At 62.9% G+C, this 12,696-nt stretch carries 8 protein-coding genes; 4 read left to right on the top strand and 4 right to left on the bottom strand.

Translation table 11 applies throughout. The annotated features are described in order from the left end of the window. Positions 1-6: 6 nt before the first annotated feature. From AC3ANX_RS18355 to AC3ANX_RS18370, 4 genes are all read right to left on the bottom strand, one after another. Positions 7-2,802 (bottom strand): TonB-dependent receptor plug domain-containing protein, encoded by a 2,796-nt coding sequence (locus AC3ANX_RS18355; RefSeq protein WP_488334662.1) that lies wholly within the window; start codon positions 2,800-2,802, stop codon positions 7-9. A gap of 140 nt (positions 2,803-2,942) precedes the next feature. Next, entirely contained in the window at positions 2,943-3,923 is a 981-nt protein-coding gene (locus AC3ANX_RS18360) for a FecR family protein (protein WP_488336995.1), read from the bottom strand. Further along, on the bottom strand, positions 3,847-4,440 hold the full coding sequence (locus tag AC3ANX_RS18365) for an RNA polymerase sigma factor (protein WP_488334663.1): 594 nt from the start codon (positions 4,438-4,440) through the stop codon (positions 3,847-3,849). The genes AC3ANX_RS18360 and AC3ANX_RS18365 overlap by 77 nt, the downstream gene beginning before the upstream one ends. A gap of 398 nt (positions 4,441-4,838) precedes the next feature. Then, a complete protein-coding gene (locus tag AC3ANX_RS18370) occupies positions 4,839-5,939 on the bottom strand; it encodes a saccharopine dehydrogenase family protein (RefSeq protein WP_488334664.1) in 1,101 nt (366 codons plus the stop codon). Positions 5,940-6,038: 99 nt separating this feature from the next. Here AC3ANX_RS18370 and AC3ANX_RS18375 point away from each other — a divergent pair, with 99 nt between their 5' ends. The 4 genes from AC3ANX_RS18375 (at position 6,039) to AC3ANX_RS18390 (ending at position 12,645) form a co-directional block, all read left to right on the top strand. Further along, entirely contained in the window at positions 6,039-6,989 is a 951-nt protein-coding gene (locus AC3ANX_RS18375; RefSeq protein ID WP_488334665.1) for an AraC family transcriptional regulator, read from the top strand. A gap of 765 nt (positions 6,990-7,754) precedes the next feature. Beyond that, positions 7,755-8,207 (top strand): RNA polymerase sigma factor, encoded by a 453-nt coding sequence (locus tag AC3ANX_RS18380; protein WP_488334666.1) that lies wholly within the window; start codon positions 7,755-7,757, stop codon positions 8,205-8,207. 53 nt (positions 8,208-8,260) lie between these two features. Continuing rightward, on the top strand, positions 8,261-9,160 hold the full coding sequence (locus AC3ANX_RS18385) for a FecR family protein (RefSeq protein WP_488334667.1): 900 nt from the start codon (positions 8,261-8,263) through the stop codon (positions 9,158-9,160). A gap of 104 nt (positions 9,161-9,264) precedes the next feature. Further along, entirely contained in the window at positions 9,265-12,645 is a 3,381-nt protein-coding gene (locus tag AC3ANX_RS18390; protein ID WP_488334668.1) for a TonB-dependent receptor domain-containing protein, read from the top strand. The last annotated feature ends 51 nt before the right edge of the window (positions 12,646-12,696 follow it).

Consider the following 12,696-nt stretch of genomic DNA (forward strand, 5'->3'; position numbering starts at 1 on the left):
CGCGCGTCAGAAGCTGAGATTGATCTTGCCGTAGTAAAAGCCGCCGCTGAAGCCGTACGGCGAATAGGAATTGTACAGCGCGAACCCGGTGTTACCCTGGTTCACCGCCGACAGTTTGTTCGGGTAGATGTTGAACAGGTTGTTCGCGCCAGCCGACAGCTTGATGCCCTGCGTCAACTGGTAGCCGAGTTCGAGATCGAACAGCACCTTCGGCGTGATCGTATCGTCGTGATAAAGCCCGTCGGCCGCGCGCGCGGCGGCGACCTGCGTCACCTCGCCATAGCGCGTCGCGCGCAGGTTCGCGGAGACCGCGCCGAGCGTCCAGTAGAGGTTCACGATCTCCTTGTTGCGCGGCGTGCCCCGGGTGAAATCGCCCTGCCGCGCGCGGTCGATCAGCGACAGCCCCTGCGCGGCCAGCACCGCCGGTACGTCGAGCCGGGTGAACTTGGTCTTGTTGATGTTGCCCGACACGGTCAGCACCGCCTTTCCGTAGTCGCCGAGGCTGGCGCGGTACGTGGCGACGACATCGAGCCCGCGCGTGCGCGTGCTCGCCGCATTCGAGAAGAAGAAGCCACTCTGCACCGGGTTCAGCCCGGCCGCGTTGAGGATCGTCGCGACCGGGTTCAACGTGCCGTTGGCGGCGATCGCCCCGGTCAGTGTGCCCGACAGCAGGATGCGATTGTCGATCTCGATCTGATAGGCATCGACGGTGACATTGAGGGCGTTGACCGGGGTCAGCACCAGACCCGCCGAATAATTGGTCGACTTTTCCGCCTTGAGCGGCTGCGAGCCGAGTGCGCGGGCGACCGGATCGTCGACCGGCAGCGCCCGCACCGGGGCCAGCACCGTGGTGGTCGCGCCGGGCAGCAGCACGCCGATCGTCGAGGACGAGGCGTAATGCTCCTGCTGCAAGGTCGGCGCGCGGAAGCCGGTGCTGATCGTGCCGCGCACCGCGATGCCGCGTACCGGCTCGATTCGCGCCGACACCTTGTAGTTGTTGGTGGTGCCGAAATCCGAATAGGCTTCGTGCCGCCCCGACGCCGACACCTCTAGCCACCGCGCGAACTTCTGGCTGAGGTCGATATAGACGCTCTTGTTGTTGCGCCCGAACGTGCCCGCAGCCGACGGCGGGAAGCCGGTCACGCCCTGGGATCCGGCCTGGCGGATCACGCCGGCATTGGGCTGGCCGGCAGGGGTGCGATAGCCGCCGTCGATATAAGACGGCACGTCGCCCGCGCCGATCTGGTACGTGTCCTCGCGGTATTCGGCGCCCACCGCAATCTGCAATGGTTCGACGAAGCCCAGTTCGACTCGCCTGGTAAGGTCGAGATTGCTCGTCCATTCGGTGCCGACCACCTTGCCGATATAGAAGCTGGTTGGGCTCGCCGGGCCGAGCGACGCGTTGAGCGCGGTGGTCTCGACATAGCGCACCTTGTCGTACCCGTAGCTGGTGCTGAGATCAAAATGCACGCCGAGCGGCCCCTCGCCACGCAAGCCGCCGGACACCTGATAATCCTCGTCGTGAACGTGGAGGTGCGGGATGTACCCGTCAGGGTAGATCTGCGGAATGGTGTTGGTCGCGTTGGGATTGCGGAAGGTGAGGAAGGCGTCGGCCTCGCGCTTGGAGCCGGTGCCGAACAGATAGGCTTCGACGTCGCTCGTCCCCAGCGTCTGCGCGATGTCGACCGAGCCGTTGACGCCGACAACCTGCGGCTGGCCGGGCTTGTTGACGCGGCGGTCCGCGGTTTGCTCGCGCGGATCGCCAGCGAAATAGAGTTGCGACAGGTTCGGGCCACCGCGGATCGTGCGGCCCTGCATGTACCCATCGACCGAGAGGTGGATATGACCGCCCTGAGTGGTGACGCCCTTGTCGATCTGGAACCGCCCGGTCTCGCCGCCGCCATCGCCATTTGCACCGCCGATCACCGTTGCCGACCCGGACGCATCCTTCTTCAGGATGATGTTGACCACGCCCGCGATCGCATCCGATCCGTATTGCGCCGACGCGCCGTCGCGCAGCACTTCGATATGATCGATCGCGTTCGCGGGAATGAGATCGAGGTCAGGCGGCGACTGGCCATTCTGGGTGGTGCCGTTGATGAACAGCGTTGCGGTGTTGTGACGGCGCTTGCCGTTGACCAGCACCAGCACTTGATCGCCCGACAGTCCGCGCAGCGACAACGTCTTCACCGCGAAGCTCGCACCCGAGCCGCTGCTCGATACGCTGATCGAGGGGACGAGCGTGCCGAGCAGATCGCGCACCGATTGCTTGCCCGAGGTTTGGAGATCGGCCTTGCTCACCACGTCGATCGGCGCGAGGCTCTGCGCGACGGTGCGGTTGGTCTGTCGCGTGCCGGTGACGATGACGTCGGTGGGTGCCTGCTCCTGCAACGCGGGCTCGGCCGCTGCCGGTGCGGCGTCAGGCGCCGCCACTGCGTCGGGCGTGAAGCCGGCTGGTCGCAGCCCGCCCTTGCCCCGTGCGGCGATCGTGAAGGTCCGGTCTTGCGCGTAGGCGAGGTGCAGAGGCGTGCCCTCGATCATGCGCGACAGCGCCTCGGTGGTGGAGAGCCAGCCGCGTACCGGGCGCGCTTCGTAACGGCTCGCCTCGTCATAAGGAAACAGGATGCGCATCGACGACTGCCGCGACAGCGACAGCAACGCCACGTTCAGGCCCTGCGCCGGAATGTCGAAATGATGTTTTTCCGTCAGCGCCTTGGACGGTTCCACGACCGCGAAGGCCGGTGCCGACATCAGCACCGCGCAGGCGGTTGACGCATGCAGAATGGGCAGCATCACAGGCATTGGCAATTTTCCCCTTAGCCACAGCGGACGATCTTCGTCTCGCGAGGTAAAACGGAATGGGCCGGCGAAACCCGCCATCGAAATGTAACGAAAGATTCAGATCTGACACACCACAAGCAAGGCTTGGCGAGCCCGCGGGATTATGTCGTCTGGTCCGCGTAGATCAGCAGCACGGAGCCGTTGTCTTCTGCAGCCGAATGGACCGGTAGCGTCTGTTCCAGCGCGCGCAGGAAGTCCGATGATTCATCGGTGCGAAAACGGCCCCCGACGCGTAAGTCGGCGATGCGCTGATCGCCGATCAGGATCGGCGCAGCGCGATAGCGGTTGAACTCGGCGACCGCCTCGCCGACCGTCTCGCCATTCAGCAGGATCATGCGATCGCGCCAGGCGATCCGCTTGGCCATCGCGCTTTCGTCCACCTGAGCGACCGCGACCGTCCTTGGCTGGATCACGGCCGACTCGCCCATCGGCACGCGCCGCGTCACGCCCTCCGCTGTGCGAACACCGACGATGCCATGCGTCACGGTCAACTCGACGATCGCGCCGCGCAAACGAATATTGAACGCGGTGCCGATCGCGCGCACGACGCCTCCCGGCACCGCTACGTCGAACGGCCGCGCCGCGTCATGCGCGACATCGAAATACGCCTCGCCACGCAGAAGCGAAAGTTGGCGATGGTAAGCCGAAAGTGCGACCTGCACTTGCGAATCCGTGTTGAGGTGGATGCGTGATCCATCCGCCAGCGACACGTCGCGCGCCTCGCCGATCGCCGTGCTGTATCGTGTCGCACGGCCGAGCAAGACGAACATCGGCACCGCGAGAGCCGCAGCCGCTGCGACCGACGTACCGGCAACGAGGCGCCGCCGCGTCAGGCCTTGCGCGTTCGGCATGGGATCGGAGCGTTTCGAAGCGGACGGCGAAAAGTCCTGCCCCTTCAACCGCTCACCCGCGTCCCACGCCATTTCCGCCTGTGCATAGGCGACGGCATGTCTCGGATCGCGTTCGATCCAGTTGGCAATCGTCAGGCGCGTCGCAGGATCGGGATCACTTAAGGACGCTGCGAGATAGGCCGCTGCCTGCGTCTCGATCGAGTCCCGCGTCTGCCCTTCGCTCCTGCTCAATCGGGCGATTCCTTTGCCGTGCCGACGCCGCCATAAACAAGCGGATCGCCCTGCCCAAATGCTTTTCAACCGTAGAAACGGATAGATTCATCTGACCCGCTATCTCGGCCATGGATTTTTCGTGGATGCGGCGTGCGATGAACACACGGCGACATTGATCGGGCAGACCGTCGAGGATGCATTGTACGCGGCGCAGCTCGTCGCGCGCACAAAGCTGCGCCTCACTGTCGAACCCGGAACGAAGCAGTTCGACTTCACTGACAGTCTCGAAAGAAACAACCTTGCTGCGGCGGGTCTGGTCGATCACCAGATTGCGTGCGACGGTGAAGAGGTAAGCTCGCCCGTGCGTCACCTCGCGCCAGTTAGGATTGGCGTAGGCGCGGGCGAGAACCTCCGCAACAAGATCCTGATGTTCGTGATCGCCTTGCGCCAGTCGGCGCACCCGAGCGCTCAGGGCCGCCTGATGCGGAAGGATGGTCGCCTTGAACCAGTCGAGCTTGACGCGAAGATGTTCCATCGGCGGCCCCGTTGTTGCAACGCCTTGAGCATCCCTCCTATTTCTTTAGAGGAAAGTTTCATGATTTTCTTGCTTTGTCTAGCTCCGTTTGCCAAGGGCATCGCCGGAGAGGCAAGCTCAGGCCATTCTGACCGGTCGATCGCAGAGCCGCTTGCGATCAGAGTTGGAGAAGCGGCACTCCTCCCGCTCCGCAGCCCATTTACTAGCTCTACTTTGGCAGATTGACGGAACCGGCATGAACCGTCGTTGGTAGAGGAGATCAACGGATCAGAGCCGCCGGCGTGCGCTTTGGCTGTGTGCTCGCAAACGCCGGCTATGACATGAGTGCGCCGTTTCGCCAGGCGCTGAGCGAGCGCGGCTTGCCTTAAGCGGTTGGCATTCCCGCTCAACAAAAGCTGTTACCCGGCCGATGTCGCCGTGATTTCCAACGCGTCCACGATGATTTCCCCTCCGCATTCACCCGCGAGTTCGGAGCCGAACAATGCGCCGGGCGTGTACGCGCCTGGCATCCCCTCGCCATTCGCCAAGCGGATCGCAACGCGGGCCATCACGTCTGCGGTAAAGACCATCGCATCGCCTGTCCGCAGCCAACCGTGCCGCGCCTGCCCGTCATGCCATTCCACGCGCGCGTGCGACCAGGAGACGCGTGGCGTCGCCGCAGGAGTCGGCTTCACCTCGATTGCGGCAATCCGCCGCGTGGCGAAGCGACGCACTGCCGCGATCTTCATGATACCGAGCAGGGCAGGAAGGATCGCCCGCAGGATCGGGGCGGACGGGACCATGCTGGTGGTGGAAACGGCGAATGCCGCGTTGCTCGCGCGACGTGCTGCTTCGAGTTCGCCCGACGGAGCGCTCGCTGTCCCAACTTTCCTGCCATCCGGGAGCGGCACCCGCTCAAAATCACTCAACAACCGCGCCCGGACGAGATGCCCGTTTTCGTATCGCCGCCTGCCCATTGCGAAACCTTCGGTGATGGACGCGGCGAGAGCCTCGCCCAGCCTGCCCGGCTCGGATTCCACATCCGGGATCGCCGCGCATCGCACGCTCGTCGCCGGGGGACGCCCCTGACAAAGCTTGAAGCTGACGCTTTCGGTCGCAAGAACACCGTAGCCGGCACCCGTCACGAAGATGCTGCCCCTCGAAGCCGCGCGGTCGCGCATCGCCAGAACCGCTTGCACCGAAGGCAATTCATTGGAGAGATCGACATAGTGGGTACCCGGTGGACAAGCCTCCATGATAGGTTGGGCGGTGTGCGTAAAGGGACCAACCGTGTTGAGCACGATGGCAGGGCGCTCACGTGCGATGCCTTCCGCAATGTCCGATAGCGCTGCGGCGACTTTGACGGTGGCACCGCCCCCGAGCTTCCCAGCGATCGCATCCAGCCGCGCCGCGTCGCGACCGACCAACACAGGTGCCAGCCCCTCCGCCACCAACCTCGATGCGACCGCGCGGCCCGTGCGGCCGGTCGCCCCCAGAATCCAGATTGCACCGTCGTCCACGCTTCAACCTTCTCGATCGTCGGCGGTATCAAGAGTGACGCCCCGCGCCCTCACCTACAAAGCTCGCGACGGACGGCTATGCGTCATAGAGCGGATAACATGCTCGATCGTTCGATCTCGCAAGGAGACCCGCTTTCCGACGTCCTGTCGCTGCTCAGGCCGCGCAACGTGGCGTGTGGCGGCGTCGATGCCGGGGCGGGCTGCATCCTGTTCCCCGCGAGCGGCAGCATTAAGTGCCACGCCGTGACCGCCGGAGAAGCTTGGCTCGCCGTGGACGGTCTCGCCCCGCTTCGACTCGTTGCTGGGGACTGTTTCATCCTGCCGCATGATCTGGCTTACATGCTTTCCAGTGACCTGAACCTCCCTCCAACAGACTATCGGGCGGTTATCGCAGGCAATGCGCCCGGTCGGGTCGCCACTTGGAATGGCGGCGGCGAGGCGACGATCGTCAGCGCGGCCTTTACGACTGAACCACACCAACGGCCAATGTTGGTCGATATCCTGCCGCCTATCGCGCATGTCCGCGACGTGGCCGGTCAGTCGGCCCTGCGATCATCCTTGCACCAGATGATGGCGGAGCTTCGCACGCCGCAACCTGGAAGTCGCCTGATCATTGAACAACTGGCGACGATGCTGCTGGCGCAGACGTTGCGTACGTACGCGCTGGACGCCGGAAGCAGGTTGGTCGGATGGCTGTACGCGCTCGACGACCGGCAGATCGGTGCAGCGATAGGCGCGATGCACGATGCCCCCTCGCGTAGGTGGACCTTGCAGACACTGGCGGATTGCGCCGTGATGTCACGCACCAGCTTCGCCGTGCGGTTCAAGAGCCGGGTCGGCGAGACGCCGATGCAGTATCTGACCAACCTGCGGATGCTGCTCGCCACGGATCGTTTGCTTCACTCGGGCGACAGCGTTGCCGTGACGGCGGAGACGCTGGGCTATGCCTCGGAAAGCGCCTTCAGCAATGCCTTCAAGCGCGAGGTGGGCCACTCTCCACGCGTGTTCGTGCGCACTCGCCGCATACGCGTGAGTGAAGGGCAGCTTTGAGGTGGCAGCGCTCGCATCGCGAGAGGCGTAGAATGGGCGCTTCCAGCCACTCCCGATTGGAGCGTCCGGCGGGAGCACGAAGGCTCTCATCGCGCTCGCGGATCAAGCAGGACTCCGGTTCCCAAAACCCGCTCCCGAATGCTCTTGCCCGATTCCGCGACAGGTAGATGGAGTCATGGGAACAGGCAGCATTCCTAAATACCGTGCTGTGGAAAGGCAGCCACGCCCTGGACGGCGCAGATTGGCGTCGGATCAAAGGAGAGCGAACCCGGCTGACCAATCAGCTTCGCGCCTGCTCCTCGAATGCGGCATCATAGTGCCCAAGCGCCGAGCATCCTTTGTGCAGCGGCTGGACGAGCTAATGAGCGGCGAGCTCCATCCATGCTGGCATCCAGCACCAGCACGCATCGTGAATCCCGAAAGCACCATCGCAGGAATCCCCTACGATTCAGCGAGGTGAGAAACCGCTCTAAAACAGGTCGTCAACGGAACGTCTCATGGTCGCCCACCCGCCCCGCGCTCGCGCTATGCAAATCGCAAAGCTCGTTCCTTAAATGAGGAAGGATTTTGCGCGCGTATGTCTCTAACAGGCCGTAGGACCGCAGACCCGACGGGCCGGGGACGAAGGAGAGGATCACGGCAAAGGACAGGACTCCGCATGAACGTCATGAGCTTGCGCGCTGGGTTGCGCTGCGGATCATGCCGCATGAGGCTCGGACGCGTGCATGGCTGTCGAGGCGGGTCACGCCCGACGAGGCGGACGAAGTGATCCAGGACGCGTATTGCCGTCTGGCGATGCTGGAGGACGTGTCGCATATCGATGCGCCCGAAGCTTATTTCTTTTCGATCGTTCGCAATCTGCTCGTCAGACGCCTCAAGCGGCAGCGCATCGTCTCGATCGAACTGGTGGCGGAGATCGACGCGTTCGTTGAGGACGGCAACCCGTCTCCGGAAGAGGTTGTCGGTGGCCGACGCGATTATGCAAGGGTGCTCGCGATCATGGCCCAGCTCCCGGAACGCTGCCGCAAGATCGTGCAACTCCGCAAACTCGACGGCTGGTCCCATCGCGAAATCGCGCATCATCTCGGCACGACGGAGAAGGCTATTGAAAAGCAGGTCTGGTTGGGCGTGAAAGCCATCCGAGAAGCTTGGGCAGACGTGGACGGCTCGGGTGCGAACCATCCCATACGGAACCAATCTGGGAGCCGAAAACGATGAGAAATGGTTGCGTATCGTCTCGGTTAGATCAAGCGGCCGGATGGGTGAGCCGCATGGATTCGCAAAGTTGGTCGAACAGCGACGAAGCCGACTTGCAGGCGTGGCTTAGAGAAGACCCGTTCAATGCCGGCGCGCTTTTACAGGCGCAGGCGGCCTGGATCAGTGTCGAGGCACAAGCGGATCTCGCGCCTGCGCTTCGACAGCAAAATCGCTTGCTCCATGGCCTGCCCCGGCGGAGGGTGCTGGCGGGGGGCGGGGTGGCGCTCGCGGCATCGGTCCTTGCCGCGATCGGTTTCTCGGTGCGCGGCACGGTGTATCGAACCGGCACCGGCGAGATGCTGCGCCAGCCACTGGCCGACGGGTCAGTCGCGGCGATCAACACCGACAGCAGCGTCGCGGTCACCTTGCTCGATCACCAGAGGGATATTCGGCTCGACAGGGGCGAAGCGTGGTTCCAGGTCGCCAAAGATCCGTCCCGTCCCTTCGTCGTTACCGCCGGGAACGCGCGCATCGTCGCCGTGGGCACGGCGTTTTCCGTGCGCAGGCTGAGCGACCGCGTCGACGTGCTTGTTACCGAAGGGGTCGTGCGAGCGGTTTCGGGCGAGTCTGGGGGCGAGTTGAGGCTGACGGCCGGGCAACGCGCCGTCCTGCGTCCGACCAGTCTAATGCGCGTGCCGAGCACCGCGACGAGCGTGGATCAGGCTCTGGCGTGGCGCGACGGCAAGATCGCCCTGTCGGGGGAAAGCCTGGCCGACGCGATCAGGGACTTCAATCGCTACAACTATCAGCAAATTGTTCTGCTCGATCCTCGGATTGCGGACGAGCAACTCGACGGCGTTTTCCGAACGGACGACGTCCAGGGATTTGCCGCAGCCGTCCAGAACGCGCTCAACGTCCCGGTAAAGAGGCGAAAGGATGGTGTCATCGCAATCGGCAGGTCCATATCGATCTGATCGCCTGCACGCTGAAAAAAATTGTAGGAGTTATTGGAAGGTTTTCTCCGGCCCCGGTCTCTTAAGAAGTTAGGCGGATGTCAGACCCGCCCTGGGGAGGAAAAATGAACAAGAGAATCGCGCTTTTCGGCACCGCCGCTTGCCTCTGCGTAATGGTAGCCGCCCCTGCTTCGGCACAGGTGAGAACATTCAACTTGCCAGCACAGCCTGCCGAGATTGGCATTCAGAGCTTCGGCCGTCAGGCGAACATCCAGATCCTCGCTGCACGGAAGGTCACGCGTGGTAAGTCGACCAACGCATTACGCGGGGATCTGACCGTTGATGCGGCTTTGCGAACGCTGCTCATCGGAACTGGACTGGTCCCGCGTCAGACCGGCCCGCAAACTTTTACCATCGTGCCAGCCAACGAGGCTGCCATGCCTGCCGGCGCGCGCCCTGTCAGCTTCTCGCCGCAACGCGACGAGAGCGCATCCGCGCCCAGCTCTGAACAAACCGTCCAAGCGCCTGCGGCATCGCTCGATACGCCGCCGGCCCCCAGCGCGGCTGCCGACATCGTGGTGACCGGCTCGCGTATTGCTCGCGCAGCGACGGCCGCCTCCACGCCGGTGACGGTGGTGAGCGCCCAGGACTTGAAACTTTCGGGCACCGTCAACATCGAGCGCAACCTGCAACAGCTGCCTCAGGTGGTCAGCGGCACCACCGGCAGCGCGTTCGGAAACCAAATTCCCGGCGGCAGCTTCGCCTCCGTGAACCTCCGTGGCTTCGGAGCAGGTCGCAATCTCGTTCTCGTCAACGGTCGTCGCTACACGATCTTCGACTCGAGCGGCACCACCGATCTCAACACTATCCCCTCGAGCCTGGTCGAGCGCACGGAAATCGTGACTGGCGGCTCGTCGGCAGTCTATGGCTCCGACGCAATCACTGGCGTGGTCAACTTCATCCTGCGCAACAACTTCGAGGGATTGGAGGTTCGACCGCAGATCAACATGAACAACGTGTCGGACGCGCATACCTACACAGTGGATGTAACAGCGGGCAAGAATTTCGCCGACGGCCGCGGCAACATCACTGTCTCCGGAAACTACCTTTCACGTGAAGGCATTCTGCGTAGCGATCGCGGCAGCTTCGCCCGATGGTATCTAACAGACGGTTGCATTGTTCCTGGGAGCGGCGGAAAAGACTCCGCAGGCACGGCGCTGACGATACCGTCCGGCCAAACCTGTGCTTCGGCCGGAGGCCAGCAAGGCTTCGTGAGCAACGGTAGCGCCACTGTGCCAAATGGCATCATCAGCGGCCTTCCCGCATATGGCGGCTCGAACGCCGCCCTGAACAGCGCTTACGCTGCCGCTGGCCTCAGTGGCCTCAATTCTCTCGGCTTTATTTTCAACGATGATGGCCGCACGGCTCGTAATGTTGCAAGCGGCGGGGCAGACTACTTCAACACCGCGCCCGACAACTACTTCTACCAGCCACAAAAGCGCTGGATGATCAACAGCTTCGCCCATTTCGATATTTCCGACCATGTCACGGCGTTCACGGAAATCCACTACAGTCACAATGCGGTCAACGCTCGGCTGGCGGCCAATGGCAGTTCCGGGGCGATCCTGTTTAACACCAAAAACCCCTATCTCTCGCCTCAGCTTCAAAATGTTCTCCACCAGCTTGATGTCGCGGAGACCGGAACGCGGACTGTCACATCGGGCCCCCTTTCGCTGACCACCAGCCCGGGCGACAACCTAGTGGCGCTCACGCTCAGCAAGCGCTTCACTGAGGTGGGCGCGCGCTCCGGCACCGATAGCCGCAATGCGTTTCGCGGCGTCTGGGGATTGCGCGGGAGTCTTCCCGATGACGGTCGCAGCGTTCTGACCGACCTGAAATATGAGCTTTATTACAGCTACGCTCGCACCGAAGACACGCTTGCCTTCCAGAATGCTTTTTCGAAAAGCGCGCTCCAACGCGCCGTCCTGTCGGTCAACGGCGCAGCGCCCGTGTGCAACGTCTTCGGCCAGAACATTTCCGATGCCTGTGTTGCGGCGATCATCGCCGGAGCGACAAACCGCACCGTTGCCAAGCAGGAGGTGGTGCAAGGTAATATCTCCGGCAACATCGCCAAGCTGCCGGCGGGTCCCGTTGGCTTCTCGTTCGGTCTGGAAGGCCGCCGGCTCAGCGCCGCGTTCACGCCTGACGCCGGTTTGGCATCAGGGGACATTGCCGGCTTCGATCCTGGTTTGCCGACCCAAGGAACGGTGTCCTCCAAGGAGGTGTTCGGCGAAGTCCGCATACCGCTGATCCACGACACGCCGTTCATCGAGCGGCTGACGCTGAATGGTGGTTTCCGCATGTCCGATTACAACCTCAAGGGCATCGGCACTGTCTGGACCTATCTAGGCGGCGCCGAATGGCAGGTCAGCCACGACATCAGTTTCCGCGGCCAGTATCAGCGCGCAGTGCGTGCGCCGAATGTCGGCGAGCTATATGGCGGCCAGTCGACTGGCACGGCGAGCACGATCGACCCCTGCTCGAGTCGGTCGGCTGCTTCTACACGTACGGAGATCGTTCGGCAGCTCTGCATTGCGACCGGCGTGCCAGCGGCTCTCGTCTTCACGCCCGGCGTACAGGTTTCTAGCAACACGTCGGTGACGGGCGGTGGCAATCCGAACCTGAGCGCGGAAAAATCGGACACTTACACCGCCGGCGTGATCTTCACACCTCGGTTTGTACCACGCCTGGTACTGACCGCCGACTATTACGACATTTCGTTGAGCGGCGCGATCGGTGCGCTCGGTGGCAGCCCACAAAACGTGATGAATTTGTGTTATTACACGATCCAGCAGGCGAGCAGCGCCTACTGCCAGGCTATCCGGCGCAATCCGCTCACCGGCGACACCAACAGCGATACCTATGGCGTTCTGGCGCTGAGTTCAAATACAGGCGGTGTCACCACCCGCGGCATCGATTTCGGCCTACATTACGGACACGATCTCGGCTTCGGCTTCCCGGGCGTGGCAAGTTCAAGCCGGCTGAATCTCGACTCCAACTTCACCTGGCTGCTCGACTACACGATCGTTCCGGTTGCCGCGTTACCGAGCATCAAGTACGATTGCGCCGGAGCCTATGGTTCGACGTGTGCAAACCTGTACGCGACGGTGCGCGGCAATACACGGCTCACCTGGACGCTGGACAAGCTCAGTCTCAGTGTGAAGCATCGCTATATCAGCCCGTCGCTGAATGACCGCTATCTCGTTCCGCTGCGCCAAGGCGGCACACCAACGGCGCTCAGCACCATCACCAATGCGCGCATCCCGTCGCGAAACTACATCGATCTCTCGTTCGACTGGGATGCAACCAAGAACATCGAGGTGTTTGGCGGCGTCAATAATGCTTTCAGCGAAAAATTCCCTGTTGGTGGCGGCGGCAGCGTTTATCCGACGATTTACGACGCACTCGGGACAGAGTTCTTCTTTGGCGCGCGGCTCAAAATCTAAAGGTCCCCCCTGATGGCGTCGCGCGCACCTCGCGCGACGCCGCTTTTTGAG

It is taken from the genome of Sphingomonas sp. BRN-1R (assembly GCF_057748035.1).

What these genes read in the sequence shown, in the direction of transcription:
- AC3ANX_RS18355 (WP_488334662.1), bottom strand. Translation starts at nt 2,802, where the DNA reads ATGCCTGTGATGCTGCCCATTCTGCATGCGTCAACCGCCTGCGCGGTG.
- AC3ANX_RS18365 (WP_488334663.1), bottom strand. Translation starts at nt 4,440, where the DNA reads ATGGAACATCTTCGCGTCAAGCTCGACTGGTTCAAGGCGACCATCCTT.
- AC3ANX_RS18375 (WP_488334665.1), top strand. Translation starts at nt 6,039, where the DNA reads ATGCTCGATCGTTCGATCTCGCAAGGAGACCCGCTTTCCGACGTCCTG.
- AC3ANX_RS18385 (WP_488334667.1), top strand. Translation starts at nt 8,261, where the DNA reads ATGGATTCGCAAAGTTGGTCGAACAGCGACGAAGCCGACTTGCAGGCG.
- AC3ANX_RS18390 (WP_488334668.1), top strand. Translation starts at nt 9,265, where the DNA reads ATGAACAAGAGAATCGCGCTTTTCGGCACCGCCGCTTGCCTCTGCGTA.